The sequence below is a fragment of the Paenibacillus sp. GCM10023252 genome (genome assembly GCF_042653305.1).
Classification (GTDB): domain Bacteria; phylum Bacillota; class Bacilli; order Paenibacillales; family Paenibacillaceae; genus Pristimantibacillus.
The window spans coordinates 388,880-405,528 of record NZ_JBHSHW010000021.1; the positions used below are offsets into that span (position 1 = coordinate 388,880).

The window sequence follows — 16,649 nt, forward strand, 5'->3', positions numbered from 1 at the left end:
ATTACGTTGTTTTTTTACTACGATAACGAAGGGGGTGGATGAAGGATGGGCCGAATTCGAGTGCTCGATGAGCAATTAGCGAACCAGATTGCGGCTGGAGAAGTCGTGGAGCGACCTTCCTCTGTCATTAAGGAGCTGGTCGAGAACGCGGTTGATGCAGGCAGCACGACGATTGATATCGCCATCGAAGAGGGCGGACTCACTTCCATTCGGGTCGTCGATAATGGCTCAGGCATTGACGCCGAGGAAATCGAGACAGCATTCCATCGCCATGCGACGAGCAAGATCTCCTCGAACCAGGACTTGTTCCGAATAGCGAGCCTGGGATTCCGCGGCGAAGCGCTGCCGAGTATAGCCGCTGTCGCGCGTGTTGAATGTATCTCCTCTACAGAGACCGGAGGGCTTGGCCACCGCATCCTGATTGAGGGAGGGAGCAAGTCGGCAGATGAGCCCTATAATGCGATGCAGGGTACAGATATCTCAGTACGCGACTTGTTCTATAATACGCCAGCCCGACTGAAGTATATGAAGTCGATTCAGACGGAGCTTGGCCATATCTCAGACTATGTGAACCGGATTGCACTTGCGCACCCGGGCATCGCCTTCACGCTGAAGCACAACGGAAGCACGCTGCTGCGAACGCTGGGCACAGGTGATCGGCTGCAGGTGATCGCGGCGGTGTACGGCTCCAATACAGCTAAGGCGATGCTGCCGATTGAGTCTGAGGATGCAGACTATGACTTGCGAGGATACATCTCCAAGCCAGAGCTGACGAGAGCGAATCGGAATGGCATTACCGTCGTTGTGAACGGCCGATATATTCGCAGCCATGCGATTAACCAAGCCGTCCTTCAAGCGTATCATACGCTGCTGCCGATTAACCGATTCCCGCTCATCGTGCTGGAATTCGGCATGCACCCGAGCCTGCTTGACGTGAACGTGCATCCCTCCAAGATGGAGGTCCGCTTCAGCAAGGAGACGGAGCTCCGGGAATTCGTGGAGGATGCGGTTCGCAAGGTGCTCGGCAGACAGCGGCATATTCCGGGACCTGATGCCGGTAAGACAAGAGACACGGCTGTGTTCGTCCAAGAGCGAATCTCCTTCCACCGGCCAGAGGCGGAGTTCAGTCCGCTAGGTGCGACGAAGGATTCAGCAAGACACGAGCAGACACGAAGCAACCCTGCTGATAACTCTGACTACAAGATGAATACAGCTTGGAAGGGGGCAGGGGGAGATCGCCGTACAAGCTCGCCTTACGCTCCTCCGCTGCCGCAGCAGAGGGATAACATTCCTCCGGATGCGACGGAACGGTTGTACTCTCCGCCTAAGCCCTCTTCAGAGAGTGCAGTGCGTGAGCTCAGAGCACCATGGGAAGAGGCAGCTCCTGCTGCTGAGAAGCTGCGGCTAGAGAAGCTGTCGGAGAACCTGCTGCCAGAGAAGATGCTGTCAGAGAACCTGTTGTCGGAGACGCTTCTGCCAGAGAGCGAACAGCCGAGAGAATCCGCTCCTCTTGAAGCACCGGAATCAGCGCATGCATCGTTCCCGGAGCTGTCCTGGATTGGGCAGATGCATGGCACCTATATCATTGCTCAGAGCGAAGAAGGGCTGTATCTCATTGATCAGCATGCGGCTCATGAGCGAATTAACTATGAATATTACTTGCGCAAGTTCGGCAATCCGGAATCGGCCAGCCAGCCGCTGCTCGTGCCGCTGACGCTGGAGTTCACTTCTGGCGAAGCCTCGCTGCTTCGTGACAAGCTCCATCTGCTGGAAGACGCAGGCCTTGAGCTGGAGCCATTCGGGGCGCAGACCTTCCTCGTACGGTCGCATCCGGAGTGGCTTCCCGCAGGCGAAGAGCAAGCCGTCATCGAGGAGATGGCGGATTGGATACTGACGGAGCGCAAGGCGATCGATATCGGGAAGCTTCGCGAGAAGGCTGCTATCATGTGCTCCTGCAAGGCATCCATTAAGGCCAATGACCGTATGTCCAGAGAGGAAGGCGAAGTGCTTCTGAACAGGCTTGCCCAGTGCCAGCAGCCTTACACCTGCCCGCACGGCCGGCCGATCGTTGTTCATCTGACGACCTATCAGCTGGAGAAGATGTTCAAGAGGGTGATGTCTTGATTATTACAACCTCGAACAAGCCTTCCCTCCATGCCGTGAATCAGGCGACCAGGCTAGCTGAGGAGCTTCCGGCCCGTTATATGAATCGCCGTAATCTATCGCTGAAGCAGCTGCTCGGCCGTGCGCAGACGAAGCAGATGTTCGTCGTTACGGAGCAGGAGCTGAGATATTATGAAGAGAATGCGGAGAGCCCGATGTTTTTTCACCCGAGCATGGCCTATGTCAGGGTGAAGCGGCTGCGCAGGGGTGACGCTGATCCGATGATTGAGCTGTCTGGTTGTTCACCAGGAGATTCGGTCATTGATTGCACCGCGGGGCTGGGCTCAGATGCGCTTGTGTTCTCCTATGCGGCAGGACCAAGCGGGCAGGTGACGGCCATTGAGAGCGAGCAGGTGGTGTTCACCCTCGTCAGGGAGGGTCTGCAGCAGTACCAGACGGATCTTGAGGATGTGAATGAGGCGATGCGGCGCATCACGATGCGCTGTGAGCATCACGAGTCCTACTTGAGGAGCTTGCCTGACAAGAGTGTGGATATCGTCTACTTCGATCCGATGTTCCGCGAGCCCATCCAACAGTCCAGCTCGATCGAGCCGCTGAGAGCGATGGCCAATCACAGACCGCTTGATCCTTCCTCGGTAGAGCAAGCCATGCGGGTCGCACGCAAGAGTATTCTATTGAAGGAACATCGAGACAGCGGCGAGTTCCAGCGTCTTGGCTTCGAGCGAAGGCATGTGAACACGTCGAAAATAGCCTATGGAGTGATCAAGCTTGACCACGCTTAATGATAGTACCAAGAGCAGGAAGCAGCCGCTGCTCGTCCTGATCGGACCAACAGCGGTAGGGAAAACAAGAACAAGTCTCGACATTGCGAAGGCATGCGGGGCTGAGATTATATCCGGAGATTCGATGCAGGTGTATCGCGGGATGGATATAGGTACGGCAAAGCTTCCACTTGAGGAGAGGGAGGGGATCCCTCATCATCTGATTGATATATGCGAGCCGGAGGAGCCATATTCCGCTGCTGACTTCCAAGCGGGATGTACCCGCTTGATAGCAGAGATCAGCGCGCGCGGTAAGCTTCCCTTCATCGTCGGAGGAACCGGCCTCTATGTGGAATCGGTCTGCTATGGTTATGAGTTCGCTGAGAGCGGGTCGGATGAAGCGTTCCGCGCGGAGCAGCAGCTGTATGCTGAGCAGCATGGCGCCGAGGCGCTGCATGCGAGACTTGCCTTGATTGACCCGGACTCCGCGGCTAGACTTCATCCGAATGACTCTCGCCGCATTATTCGCGCTCTGGAGATCTTCCACCTGACCGGACAGACCCATTCCTCCCAGCTTGCAGGGCAGAAGAAGGAATCGCCTTATGAGCTGTGTATCATCGGTCTGACGATGGATAGAGCCGTGTTGTATGACCGCATTAATCAGCGTGTTGACCTCATGATGGAGCAAGGGCTGGTAGAAGAGGTAGAGCAGCTCATAGAGCGTGACGTTCCAATGTCTGCAGTCGCTATGCAGGGATTAGGCTACAAGGAGATTGCTGGTTATCTAAGAGGAGACTACACGCTGGAGGCGGCTGTAGAGCTGCTGAAGCGCGATACGAGGCGTTTTGCCAAGCGGCAGCTGTCCTGGTTCCGACATATGAAGGATATCCATTGGATCCATGCAACGGAAAATTTTCACAACCATTCGGAACCCATCTATGATATAATGGCAGGAAAGTTTGGGGTCCATCTTGAATATCAATCTAATCACTCTATTGAAGACGGGGGTAACGTCCAATGAACAAATCCATTAATATTCAAGATACTTTCTTGAACCAATTGCGCAAAGACAGTATTCCGGTCACCGTTTATTTGACGAATGGCTTCCAGATTCGCGGTGTCATACGGGCGTTCGATAACTTTACGATCGTCATTGACAGCGAGGGCCGGCAACAGATGGTATACAAGCATGCGATCTCCACGTTCACCCCGCAGCGGAATGTCTCGCTTATGCAGCAGGACAATAGCGCCGAATCTTAGAAATGAAACTTTATTCGCTCACATCTCGTTTAACTAGATAGCGGTAAGCAAGAACAACCCGCTTTAACCTGTGGGTTGTTCTTTGCATTCCGGGGTAAAGATAGGAGTAGAGATATAACTAGGAGGGGAGCCGTACGATGGCTGATCGACCACGCAACAACAAAACAACTGCTCGAAACAAGAAAAAGGTCACGCCGCGCAAGCTGTTTTTTGGCTTGTTCTTCACCGCAGCGATTGCGATTGTATGTGGAATTGTAGGATATCTGTTAATTATTCTGAATGGCGAACGAATCCTGACCGAGAACAAGGATAAGTTGTTCATGGGTGAAGCTTCAATCATCTATGATGTGAATAAAAAAGAAATAGCCAAGCTGTCCCAGGCAGACCAGAAGCGGGAGATTGCAGACTTCGCCGAGCTTCCGAAGCAGCTGCAGAACGCCTTCGTCGCTGTCGAGGATCAGCGCTTCTACGGACACAAGGGAATTGACTTCTTCTCTATCGGCCGCGCCGTAGTGAAGGACGTCATTGCCAGAAGCGCCGTTGAAGGCGGAAGTACGATTACCCAGCAGCTCGCGAAGAATATGTTCTTGTCGGCTGATAAGACATTCTTCCGTAAGGCAACTGAAGCCTCAATTGCTACGGCATTAGAGAACAACTTTACGAAGGACGAGATTCTGACGATGTACCTCAACCGAATCTTCTTCGGCAGTTCTGGGTACGGCATTAAGGGAGCATCCAAGTATTACTTCAACAAGGAACCGAAGGATCTGGAATTATGGCAAATGGCTACGTTGGCCGGGATGCCTAAGGCCCCGAATCGATATAGTCCAATTGCGAATCCGGAGGAGTCCATGGCTCGTCGAGCCATCGTACTGCAGCTCATGTATGATCAGAAGTATATTACAGAAGCAGAGATGATTGAGGCGAAGGCGGTTCAATATGTCGCCCCGCCTAATCGTGGGAATGACAATGGGAAGTCGCAGCAGTTCACCGCCTTCATTGATTACGCCGTTGAAGAAGCGGTTCGTGTAACGAAGAAGACGGAGGAAGAGCTGCGTGTTGGCGGTTATCATATCTATACGACGCTTAATCCGCGGGCTCAGACCGCAGTGGAAGCTGCGTTCGCAGATGATGATAACTTCGAGAATAGTCCCGATGACACTCAGGTTCAAGGGGCCATGATTATTATGGATCATCGTGATGGCACGATTCAGGCAATGCAAGGCGGCCGAGATTATGTCGCTAAGGGGCTGAATCGTGTAGAAGTACCGCGTCAGCCAGGATCAGCCTTCAAGCCGATCGTATCCTACGGCCCTGCGCTCGAGACGGGAGACTACTTCCCATGGACGACACTGAAGAATGATAAGAAGTGCTTCGGCAGCGACTATTGTCCGAAGGATTCCAGAGGAACAACACCGATCTCCATGCAGCAAGCGGTCAAGGAATCCCGCAACCTGCCAACAGTATGGCTGTTGAACGAGATAGGCGTGAAGACGGGCATTAATTTTGCCAACAAGCTGGGCTTCAATCTTGGCAGTGAGGACCGCAATCTAGCGATCGCGCTGGGCGGGCTGAATCAGGGGGTAACACCGCTGCAGATGGCTGGTGCGTACAGCACCTTCGCGAATAACGGCAGAACCGTTGATGCGCATGCGATCATTCGCATTCAGGACAAGGACAATAAGCCGATGTATGAATATGAAGCGCCGGCTGGCAAGCAAGTGATGAAGAAGGAGACGGCCTGGTACACGACGGAGATGCTTCAGGGCGTTGTACAGAAGGGCGGTACAGGTACATCTGCTCGAATTAGCCGCCCGGTAGCCGGCAAGACGGGCACAACACAGCACGGTATACCTGGCTTCAACTCCAGTGCGAATCGTGATGCTTGGTTCGTCGGTTATACACCGGAATGGACGGCCGCTGTCTGGATGGGTTATGACAAGACTGATCGCCAGCATGTGCTGAAGAAGGGCAGTGTGCAGTCCGCAGAGATGTTCGCTAAGGTCATGAGTGCTGCCATGAAGGGTGTTCCTGAATCCAGCTTCAAGAAGCCGTCTGGCGTGAAGGAGAACAAGGCACCTGATGGCGTGGCTGGCTTGAATGCGGAATTTATTCCTGAGGAGATGAAGGTCAAGCTCACATGGGATGCTAAGCAGGATTCGAATGTAACATATCGTGTGTTCCGCAAGGAGACAGGTGCTGCTGACTTTGTTCCATTCGTTGATGGCTTAGCGGGGAATACGGTTGATGACATGAGTATCTTCCCAGGCGTGTCCTATGAATATTATGTAACGGCCTATGATTCGGTTAGTAAGCTGGAGAGCAAGCCTTCGAATCGGGTAACAATCGCGGTGCCTGAGGCGGAGATAGAGGTACCGGAAGTTCCAATGGAGCCTGAACCGACTGATCCGAATGGGGAAGTTAGTCCTTCCCCTGATGGAGGAGATCCGGGTAACGGTGACGGGAACGGCGGGAACGGGAACGGGAACGGGAACGGTGAAGAGCCCGAACAGCCAGGTGATGGCGGTGAAGTAAGTCCCTCGCCTACACCTACCCCGTCGCCAAGTGAAGACGACGAGCCTGCCGTGGAGGAGTCACCGCCGGAAGATACGAACCTCACGAACTAGATGCATGGCGATTGGTGGAGGGCGCCGAGTCACAACGGTCATTGCGATCTCGCCGCCGCCCCTACCCTGATGAGTGAACAGCGCCGCCCTATCGGGCGGCGTTTTTGCATGTAGACAATCCCCTGCTTGGTTTATTTTGCAAGGCGGGTGGAGATGGACGTTAAGATATGGTAAGCTTTTTACATCGAATGTTAGTGGTGGGCCCGAGAGGAGCATACGCATGTCAGCATGCGCGCTTTTCCTACTTTAATGGAAAGGTACGTTCCGTATGAAGCGAAAATTTTCCGATAGAGCCAATTGGCGGCGTATATTGCGCAAGAGCTATACGTGCCTCTCGCTCGATGGCGATGAATTCAAAGGCTTAGTTACGTTCTACCGGATTCACGAGCTTAGAGAGCCGCTGTGGAAGGAATACAACGGCAAGCGTCTATGTCTCGCGGACCGCGGATATTTATGGATGCAGCATTTTCCCCGAGGGGAGCACTTCGTCGTCACGACGATGTTCGATGACAAGGGACGTGTCGTTCAGTGGTATATTGATGTGTGCAAGACGCAAGGATTGACGGAGCAGCAGGTGCCTTGGTTCGACGATCTGTATCTGGACGTCGTCGTACTTCCTAGCGGAGAAGTATTCCTGCTGGATGAAGATGAGCTTGAGGATGCGGTTCGTCAAGGCGATCTGAGCCAGCGCGATGCTGCGATGGCCCGCAAGACGGCTGGAAGGCTGCTGTCCTCCATTCGCAATGGACGCTTCCGCTACTTCACACTCAGTCTGAAGCACCGGAAGTCGCTTGCCCAGCGAACCGGGGAGTTAAGTGAATCATGAGGGCAGCGGTGAATAAGGGGAGCAGAGCGCGCAGACGCCGAGGGGCGGCAGGCCCGTGGCTGCTCCTTCGTCGCATTGCGGCTTGGTGTGTCGTTGCTGGTGTGATGTGGTGTGGATACTTATTGTGGTTAATTAATAACTATGATTACAGCAAGGATGTCCCTGCAGCGGATGCTGGTATCGTGCTTGGAGCCTCGCTATGGGATGACCAGCCAAGCCCTGCCTTACGTGAGAGGCTGGAATTCGCATACAGCTTGTACGAGCAAGGCAAGGTGCCGCTCCTCATCCTTACTGGGGGGCTGGACGGCAATGGCTCCAAGCTGACTGAGGCTGAAGGGATGAAGAAGTACCTGGTAGAGCGCGGGGTTCCAGCGGACAAGCTGATCTTAGAGAACTACGCGAGAAGCACGTATGAGAATCTGAAGCTGAGCCAAGTCCTTGTTCAGGAGCGAGAGCTTAGCAGCTTGCTCATCGTGACGCATGATTATCACGCCTCTCGTGCTTCCGATATTGCCGAGTACCTCGGATATGACCAGTTCGTCATGGCTGCATTCCCGTCTGAAGTGCTGCCACCGCTTAAGAATGAAGCACGGGAAGTACTCGCTTACACGAAGTGGAAGGTAGACAGGCTGCTGCTTCCGCTTGGCTTCCGTTCGCCTGATCCGCTCTAAATCTGTTAATATGACCGCCTTCGCTAGAATAAGCTTGTAGTGCAGCATTCCAACGGATGAGCTCAGTGCCTGACATGTGCGGGTATACAGCTCTCCTAATTGGACTGCCAGCTTGCGGCAGTGCGAAGGATGGGGGAATCGAGCAGATGAATGGACACGACAGTTCAGGTACGACTAACGCTACAAGACCGTCCCGCCAGATTAATGTAGTGCTGCGCAGTCAAGAGGCTTATGGAACAGCTTCCACTGCTCAGCCGCTTGAGAGCGATCCGCTGCCTAGCGTGAAGCCGCTGCCTTCCAGCGACCATTATGCAGAGATTCAGAAGGAGCTCGAGCCAATGGTTGGCATGGAGAATGTCAAGGCGCTCGTCTATGAGATATACGCCTTGCTCTATATTAGCCGTATGCGGTCAGAGGCCGGGTTGTTCGGCGGTTCGCATGTGTATCATATGATCTTCAAGGGCAATCCGGGAACAGGCAAGACGACCATTGCGAGAATCGTAGCGAAGCTGTTCCAGAAGATGGGCGTGCTCTCCAAGGGACACTTAATCGAGGTGGAGCGTGCAGATCTCGTAGGGGAATATATCGGACACACTGCGCAGAAGACAAGGGATCTCGTACGCAAGGCACTAGGCGGGGTACTGTTCGTCGATGAAGCGTACAGCTTGGCTAGAGGCGGGGAGAAGGACTTCGGCAAGGAAGCCATTGATACGCTCGTGAAGGCGATGGAGGACAATCGGAACGGGTTCGTCCTCATCTTGGCGGGTTATCCTGCAGAGATCGATGACTTCCTCCAGACGAATCCGGGCTTACCTTCTCGTTTTCCGATCCAGATCGACTTTCCCGACTATACGGTCGACCAGCTTATCCAGATTTCGGAGCTCATGGCGAAGGATCGCGACTATATTTTGCAGCCTCAGACCATATTTAAGTTAAGGCAGCATCTGATGCTTGAGAAGGTAGCGACGATGTTCTCCTTCAGCAATGCGAGATATGTTCGCAATACGATAGAGAAGGCTATCCGGCATCAGGCGGTGCGGCTGCTTGGTCAATACGCGAGCGGCGTTCCAGGCAAGCAGGAGCTCATGTCGATACGGCCGGAAGACTTGAAGTGGGATGGGAAATAACGACAGCAGGAAGTAGGAATGGATGATGAGTGACAAGACTTATGATACGAATGCTTCACCGCAGGAGAAGGCGATACTCGTCAGCCTCGTCACGTCTTCGGTCAAGCGCGGGAGCGCTGACCCTGAGCTGTCACTTGGTGAACTTGTGGCGCTTGCAGAGACAGCAGGGGTAGAGGTGCTGACAACGATTACTCAGAACAAGGAATCTGCTGATTCGAAGTGGTTCATTGGGAAGGGCAAGGTGGAGGAGTTGAAGGCGGTCGCGGATGAGATGGGAGCAACGACTGCTATCTTCGACCAGGAGCTCTCTGGCGCACAGGTAAGGAATCTGGGAGAGACACTCGATCTGAAGATCATCGACAGAACGCAGCTTATCTTGGACATCTTCGCTCAGAGAGCCAACACACGCGAGGGGATTATCCAGGTGGAGCTGGCGCAGCTAAGCTACTTGCTCCCGCGGCTGTCCGGACAAGGCAAGAATCTGTCTCGCTTAGGGGGCGGTATCGGTACGAGAGGGCCCGGGGAGAGCAAGCTGGAGACTGATCGCCGTCACATCCGTGACCGGATATCCGATCTGAAGGGCGTGCTTGAAGAGGTCGTTCGCCATCGTAAGCTGCATCGGGAGCGCAGGCGCAAGGCAGGCGTTACTCAAGTTGCATTAGTCGGCTATACGAATGCAGGCAAGTCGACGCTGCTGCGTGAGCTGACCGAAGCGGATGTGTATGTGGAGAATCAATTGTTCGCGACACTAGACCCAACCTCCAGGACGCTGGAGCTGCCGAATGGCCGTGAAGTTATTCTAACCGACACGGTAGGGTTCATTCAGAATCTGCCCCATGATCTCGTTGCAGCCTTCCGTGCTACGCTTGAAGAAGTGAATGAAGCGGACTTGGTGCTGCATGTCGTTGACAGCTCGTCGCCCATGCGCGATGAGCAGATCTCGGTTGTCGGTCAGATCATGGATGAGCTTGGGGCTTCAGGCAAGCCTTCCATTACGGTCTATAACAAAAAAGATCGATGTGAAGACGCCTCAGGACTGCTGCGCTCCAGCGGAGGAGATTCGCTGCTCATTAGCGCCTACGATAGACAAGATCTGGAGCAGCTGCTTCTACTCATTCAAGACAAGCTTACAGGAGATACGAAGACGTTCGCGCTGCCTGCTGAGCGCGGCGATCTCATCGCCCTTGCCTACCGCAGCGGAGAGGTGCTCTCACAGGAAGTGGATGGAGAGCTGCTCCGTCTGACTGTACAGCTAAGCAAGCAGGACTACGAAGTGAATGGCAGACGCTTAGAGGAATATGTAGACTAACTCGAACAAGGAGAGGCAATTGACGTATGCAGCACGAGCAAGGGAATATACAAGATCATGTGGATCAGAGGTTGGAACGATTAACAGAAGAAGCAGAGAAGCTGGCTTCGGACAAGTTTCGCGAGATGGACCGAATAGCGGAGAAGAATCAGTGGAAAGTTATTCGTGCTTTTCAAAAACATAAGGTAAGCGACTTCCACTTCACAGGATCGACCGGATACGGCTATAATGACCGGGGCAGGGAAGTGCTCGATCTTGTATATGCGGACATCTTCCGCGCTGAAGCGGCTCTAGTTCGCCCGCACTTCGTCTCAGGGACGCACACGATTGGATGCGCCCTGTTCGGAGTGCTTCGACCTGGGGATGAGTTGCTGTATGTGACGGGCAAGCCATACGATACGCTTCATAAGGTCATCGGCAAGCCAGGGGATGGGACAGGCTCGCTTCAGGACTGGGGAGTCACTTACCGTGAGGTGCCTCTAACGGAGGACGGATCGCTCGATTGGGATGAGATAGCCGGAGCAATTCATGAGAAGACGAAGGTTATTGGTATACAGCGATCGCGGGGTTATGCTTGGCGTGCCTCATTCACTGTAGATCAGATTGGTGAGATGGTTCGCCGCCTGAAGCAGTTGAAGCCAGATGTCGTGGTGTTCGTAGACAATTGCTATGGAGAGTTCACAGAGCTTCAGGAACCGACAGAGGTTGGAGTTGACTTGATGGCGGGGTCGCTCATTAAGAATCCTGGCGGAGGCTTAGCTTCCACAGGAGGATACATCGTGGGCAGGGAAGCACTCGTGGAGGCTGCGGCCTATCGACTGACAGCTCCAGGCATTGGCGGGGAAGTCGGGGCAATGCTGGGAACGCTTCGTTCCATCTATCAAGGACTCTTCCTAGCGCCTCATCTGGTTGGACAAGCCGTGAAGGGCAGTATATTCGCTGCTGCCTTGTTCGAACAATTAGAGTTCGAGACGCATCCTAAGTGGGGGGACAGCAGGACGGATCTTATCCAAGCGGTGCGATTCGGCAGTGCTGAGCAGCTCATCACCTTCGTTCAAGGCATTCAGCAAGCGTCAGCTGTAGATTCTCACGTCGTACCGGAGCCATGGGACATGCCGGGCTACGAGAATCCTGTCATCATGGCGGCAGGTACGTTCATTCAAGGAGGCAGTCTGGAGCTGTCTGCGGATGCACCTATACGTGAGCCGTATATTGCATATATGCAGGGTGGACTGACCTATGCACACGCGAAGCTCGGCGTACTTACTTCCTTAACGAGGTTAATGGAACGCGGATTATTGTGACCAAACCTTACACAACTTGACACGTATTTGGTAGGGCGTTAATATAGACGTATAACTAGGTATGTGGAAGGTTGTGCGACATGGGTGACGAGATACGCAGAAATATGGCGCTATTTCCAATCGGGATCGTAATGAAGCTGACGGACTTAACCGCCCGCCAGATTCGATACTACGAGCAGCATGAATTAATCGTACCTGCTCGAACAGCGGGTAATCAACGGCTCTTCTCCTTCAATGATGTAGAGCGACTATTAGAGATCAAGGCCTTAATTGAGAAGGGCGTTAATATCGCCGGCATCAAGCAGGTTATGAACCCAGTCTCCAAGGAATCTGAGGAAGCGACGATTCTAAGCGAACAGTCTGAGGTGAAGCGACGCGAGCTCTCAGATCAGCAGCTGCATCGCTTGCTGAAGCAGCAATTACTGGATAAGCGCCCTGGCGGTAAGGCTTCACTGATACAGGGTCAGCTGTCCAGGTTCCTTCACAAGCGTTAACACTAGATTCAACAGCTCGTAATCGCGATATTAGGATAAGGAGATGAATACATGAGCTACACAAAAGAAGACATTACCCGTATTGCGGAGGAGCAGAATGTACGCTTCATCCGCCTTCAATTCACTGACTTACTAGGTACAATCAAGAACGTAGAGATTCCTGTTAGCCAGCTTCAGAAGGCTCTCGACAATAAGATGATGTTCGATGGCTCTTCCATTGAAGGTTATGTTCGTATCGAAGAATCTGACATGTACTTATACCCAGATCTGGATACTTGGGTCGTATTCCCATGGGTTGCCCAAGACCGCGTAGCTCGCCTAATCTGTGACATCTACATGCCAGACGGCACGCCGTTCGCTGGAGATCCTCGCGGTATTCTGAAGCGTGCGCTGAAGGAAGCGGAAGAGATGGGTTACACCGCGATGAATGTTGGACCTGAACCGGAGTTTTTCCTGTTCAAGACCGACGAGCGTGGAGAGCCTACGACTGAGCTGAACGATCAAGGCGGTTACTTCGATCTAGCTCCAGTTGACATGGGTGAGAATTGCCGTCGTGAGATCGTGATTACACTTGAGGAGATGGGCTTCGAGATTGAAGCTTCTCACCACGAAGTAGCTCCTGGACAGCATGAGATCGACTTCAAGTATGCGGATGCCATTCGCGCTGCGGATCAGATTCAGACCTTCAAGCTGGTCGTGAAGACGATTGCCAGACAGCATGGACTGCATGCGACATTCATGCCTAAGCCTCTGTTCGGAGTGAACGGTTCAGGTATGCACTGTCACCAGTCGCTGTTCCAGGGCAGCACGAATTCCTTCTATGATGAGAAGGACAAGCTGGGCCTGAGTGCAACCGCACGTTACTACATGGCCGGTATTCTGCGTCATGCGCGTGCGATGGCAGCCATCACGAATCCGACAATCAACTCTTACAAGCGGCTCGTCCCGGGCTATGAAGCTCCTTGCTATGTAGCTTGGTCCGCAAGCAATCGTTCACCGATGATTCGTATTCCAGCTTCCCGCGGTCTCAGCACACGTGTCGAGGTTCGTAACCCGGATCCGGCAGCTAACCCGTATCTTGCTCTTGCTGTCATGTTGAAGGCAGGTCTGGACGGCATTCAGAACAAGCTTCAGCTGCCTGCTCCAACAGACCGTAACATCTACATCATGACGGAAGAGGAGCGCATTGACTCCGGTATCCCGAGCTTGCCGCTTGACCTGAAGGAAGCACTCGACGAGCTGCTCCGCAGTGAAGTAATCTGCGACGCATTGGGCGACCACGCGCTTGCTCACTTCTATGAGCTGAAGGAGATCGAGTGGGATATGTACCGCACCCAGGTTCACCAATGGGAACGCGATCAGTATCTGACTCTGTACTAGAACATGTTGAACAGCCTTACCAAGGTTTCCGGACCTTGGTAAGGCTGTTTTTTGTGCAATGTGCTAAAAGTGAAACGAAGGGGCAGCGATATAAATCGCTGCCCCTTCGTTATGTACTTCAATTAGTGAATGTCTCTGAATAGGCCGATGACCTTGCCTAGGATGGTCACATTATTGAGCCGGATAGGCTCCATTGTGGCATTCTCGGGTTGAAGGCGGATATGATCACGTTCCTTGTAGAAGGTCTTGACCGTTGCTTCGTCTTCCTCAGTCATAGCAACAACGATATCGCCGTTGTTGGCAGTCTGCTGCTGTCTCACAATGACATAGTCCCCATTGTGAATACCGGCTTCAATCATACTCTCACCGATAACGCTAAGGATGAAGACGTCGTTGTCACCAACGAAGTGAGAAGGAAGCGGGAAATACTCTTCAATGTTCTCAGTAGCAGTAATCGGAACGCCGGCCGTTACCTTACCTACAATTGGTACCTTCGCCACAGATAATGAGATAATGGCATCTACGCCTTCTTGGTCAAGAATCTCAATAGCACGAGGCTTGGTTGGGTCGCGACGTATTAAGCCCTTCTTCTCTAGACGGTCTAAATGGCCGTGTACGGTTGAGCTGGACGCTAAGCCGACTGCTTCACCAATCTCTCGGACAGAGGGGGGATAACCCTTGTCTCGAACTTCGTTCTTGATAAATTCAAGAATTGTTTGTTGACGGTTGGATATCTTCGACACCGCAATCACTCCATTGTATGTTTGAAGGAATTATAGCACAGAACCGGAGTTCGTACAAACATAAGTTCTTGAAAACAAAGGTTCGTATTTTAGTATTGACCACAAACATGCGTTCGTGTTATTGTTGTATTAACAAAACAGAACAAACGTTTGGGGTGTGGGATATTATGATAATGAATCCAACGACGTATACAAGCATACATAATCGCAATCATTCTATGAGAAAGAAAACTCATCTTCAGCTTACGATAAGCTTAATGCGCAAGCATAGCTTGAAGATTTTGACTTCAATAGTAGTCTCCATTATCTTATTCACTGGGTTCGCGTTAATCGGAACAAACGCATCTAGTACCCAGTTAGCTCCAGCGGGTGCTGGAGAGCAGACCATTATTGTAGTGGGAGGCGATACCCTCTGGAGTATTGCTTCCAACTATATAGAGGAAGGCGACATCAGAAGAACTGTCTATTCCATCAAGAAGCGGAACAATCTAGATTCCACTGTATTACAACCAGGACAGACATTAATCATCCCTTAGATCCAGGTAAGCAGAATTGCTGGAGCTGGCCAGGTTGATAGGGTTACTCTTTTGCTCATAACACTTTAGTTACCAAGCTGCTGCACGGCATAGAAGGGTTGGAAGGATAGGCAACTATCTTTTTAACCCTTTTTTTTGTTCTTGCTGCTGGCCCGTAATCTTGACAATGATAAGCGGGAAATGTCAAAGTAGAGTAGGTATCTAAATGTTAGTGCAGCGAGAGGAGAGAATCAGCATGATTGAACAGTTGATTGCGCGTATTAATGAACTGTCGCGTAAACATAAAGCAACCGGATTGACCCATGAAGAGTTAGTCGAGAGAGACGAGCTTCGCAAGAAGTACCTCGCCAACTTCAAGAGTAACTTCAGACAGCAGCTTGATTCTATTAAATACACGGATGAGGATGATTCAGTAAAACATTAGCGGCATTCAGGAGGGAACCATAACGATGCATTATCGATTATTGGGACGAAGCGGACTAGCTGTATCTGAGTTATGTCTAGGTACGATGACGTTCGGCAATTCTACTAGCGAACAGGATTCAACAGAGATGATCCATCGCTTCCTGGATCGGGGAGGCAACTTCCTTGATACTGCGGATGTCTACGTCCAAGGACGATCCGAGCAGATTGTGGGACAAGCGATTAAGAACCGCAGGTCTGAGGTCGTTCTGGCTACGAAGGTCAGAATGACCACCTCCCCTGATATGAATGGAGTGGGTCTGTCCCGCAAGCATATTATGGACGGAGTTGAGGCTAGTCTAAGGAGGCTCGATACCGATTACATCGACCTCTATCAGGTACATGTATGGGATCATGCGACCCCAATTGAGGAGACACTCCGAGCATTAGACGACCTGGTTACCTCAGGCAAGGTTCGTTATATCGGCTGCTCTAACTTCCTCGCTTGGCAGTTAATGAAGTCGCTGGCAGTGAGCGAGGCGAACCGGTACATAAGATTCGTGTCTATTCAGCCGCAGTACAGCCTAATTAGCAGACAGATGGACCTTGAGATGATGTCTCTGTGTCAAGAAGAGAATGTCGGCGTTATTCCTTGGGCTCCGCTGGGCGGAGGATTCCTCACGGGCCGATATGACCGGAATGAGCCAACGGAAGGTCGTCTTACTTCCAAGGTTGGCGAGAGTGCATGGGTGAATCGGTCAACCGATAGGAACTTCACCATACTCGATGCCATTAGAGGAACGGCTCTTGAACTAGGCAAGTCACCTGCTCAGGTTAGCTTGAACTGGCTGCTTCAGCAGCCGGGCATTACGTCGCCGATATTCGGCGCCAGCACTTTAGAGCAGTTCGAGGATAATATGGGGGCTGCCGGCTGGAAGATGCCCGCCGAGCTGTGGGAGCGATTGGATCAGGTGAGTGCGCTGCCTGATGATTACCCGAATCGATTCATTACGAAGTTCAAGCGTCCATTCTGATTAACTAGAATGGCCTAAGCTTATATTGACGAAGCGGATTATAGCGCTTCA

The 16,649-nt window shown here is 52.4% G+C and carries 15 protein-coding genes; 14 read left to right on the forward strand and 1 reads right to left on the reverse strand.

Annotated elements, in window-relative coordinates; translation table 11 throughout:
• Nucleotides 1–45 precede the first annotated feature (45 nt).
• The 12 genes from mutL (at nt 46) to glnA (ending at nt 13,883) form a co-directional block, all read left to right on the forward strand.
• Nucleotides 46–2,124 carry a DNA mismatch repair endonuclease MutL gene (gene mutL / locus ACFO9Q_RS12820; protein WP_379182512.1) on the forward strand — a complete coding sequence of 693 codons (2,079 nt, stop codon included), beginning with the start codon at nt 46–48 and terminating at the stop codon, nt 2,122–2,124.
• Complete coding sequence (locus ACFO9Q_RS12825; protein WP_379182514.1) at nt 2,121–2,906, forward strand: class I SAM-dependent methyltransferase; 786 nt, start codon at nt 2,121–2,123, stop codon at nt 2,904–2,906. The genes mutL and ACFO9Q_RS12825 overlap by 4 nt, the downstream gene beginning before the upstream one ends.
• The gene (gene miaA, locus ACFO9Q_RS12830; RefSeq protein WP_379182516.1) at nt 2,893–3,906 is read left to right on the forward strand and encodes a tRNA (adenosine(37)-N6)-dimethylallyltransferase MiaA; all 1,014 of its coding nucleotides are present in this window, start codon (nt 2,893–2,895) and stop codon (nt 3,904–3,906) included. Before ACFO9Q_RS12825 ends, miaA begins: the two co-directional genes overlap by 14 nt.
• Complete coding sequence (gene hfq, locus ACFO9Q_RS12835) at nt 3,903–4,145, forward strand: RNA chaperone Hfq (RefSeq protein WP_379182519.1); 243 nt, start codon at nt 3,903–3,905, stop codon at nt 4,143–4,145. Before miaA ends, hfq begins: the two co-directional genes overlap by 4 nt.
• Before the next feature lie 137 nt (nt 4,146–4,282).
• Nucleotides 4,283–6,772: a PBP1A family penicillin-binding protein gene (locus ACFO9Q_RS12840; protein ID WP_379182522.1), complete on the forward strand. Its 2,490-nt coding sequence runs from the start codon at nt 4,283–4,285 to the stop codon at nt 6,770–6,772.
• 268 nt (nt 6,773–7,040) lie between these two features.
• A complete protein-coding gene (locus tag ACFO9Q_RS12845; RefSeq protein WP_379182524.1) occupies nt 7,041–7,598 on the forward strand; it encodes a DUF402 domain-containing protein in 558 nt (185 codons plus the stop codon).
• Nucleotides 7,595–8,269, forward strand: coding sequence for a YdcF family protein (locus ACFO9Q_RS12850; protein WP_379182526.1), 675 nt, complete (start codon nt 7,595–7,597; stop codon nt 8,267–8,269). Before ACFO9Q_RS12845 ends, ACFO9Q_RS12850 begins: the two co-directional genes overlap by 4 nt.
• A 146-nt stretch (nt 8,270–8,415) precedes the next feature.
• Nucleotides 8,416–9,396 carry an AAA family ATPase gene (locus ACFO9Q_RS12855; protein WP_379182763.1) on the forward strand — a complete coding sequence of 327 codons (981 nt, stop codon included), beginning with the start codon at nt 8,416–8,418 and terminating at the stop codon, nt 9,394–9,396.
• Nucleotides 9,397–9,421: 25 nt separating this feature from the next.
• The gene (gene hflX / locus ACFO9Q_RS12860; RefSeq protein WP_379182765.1) at nt 9,422–10,705 is read left to right on the forward strand and encodes a GTPase HflX; all 1,284 of its coding nucleotides are present in this window, start codon (nt 9,422–9,424) and stop codon (nt 10,703–10,705) included.
• Nucleotides 10,706–10,731: 26 nt separating this feature from the next.
• Entirely contained in the window at nt 10,732–12,009 is a 1,278-nt protein-coding gene (locus tag ACFO9Q_RS12865) for an aminotransferase class I/II-fold pyridoxal phosphate-dependent enzyme (RefSeq protein WP_379182528.1), read from the forward strand.
• Nucleotides 12,010–12,089: 80 nt separating this feature from the next.
• A complete protein-coding gene (locus tag ACFO9Q_RS12870; RefSeq protein WP_379182530.1) occupies nt 12,090–12,503 on the forward strand; it encodes a MerR family transcriptional regulator in 414 nt (137 codons plus the stop codon).
• 51 nt (nt 12,504–12,554) lie between these two features.
• Nucleotides 12,555–13,883, forward strand: a complete 1,329-nt coding sequence (glnA, locus tag ACFO9Q_RS12875) for a type I glutamate--ammonia ligase (protein WP_379182532.1) — start codon at nt 12,555–12,557, stop codon at nt 13,881–13,883.
• Nucleotides 13,884–14,005: 122 nt separating this feature from the next.
• Here the strand turns inward: glnA and lexA are convergent, their stop codons facing one another.
• The gene (gene lexA, locus ACFO9Q_RS12880; RefSeq protein WP_379182534.1) at nt 14,006–14,626 is read right to left on the reverse strand and encodes a transcriptional repressor LexA; all 621 of its coding nucleotides are present in this window, start codon (nt 14,624–14,626) and stop codon (nt 14,006–14,008) included.
• Nucleotides 14,627–15,397: 771 nt separating this feature from the next.
• Between lexA and ACFO9Q_RS12890 the strand changes: the two genes are divergently transcribed.
• Entirely contained in the window at nt 15,398–15,586 is a 189-nt protein-coding gene (locus ACFO9Q_RS12890) for a DUF896 domain-containing protein (RefSeq protein WP_379182536.1), read from the forward strand.
• Between the two features lie 25 nt (nt 15,587–15,611).
• Complete coding sequence (locus ACFO9Q_RS12895) at nt 15,612–16,598, forward strand: aldo/keto reductase (protein ID WP_379182538.1); 987 nt, start codon at nt 15,612–15,614, stop codon at nt 16,596–16,598.
• The last annotated feature ends 51 nt before the right edge of the window (nt 16,599–16,649 follow it).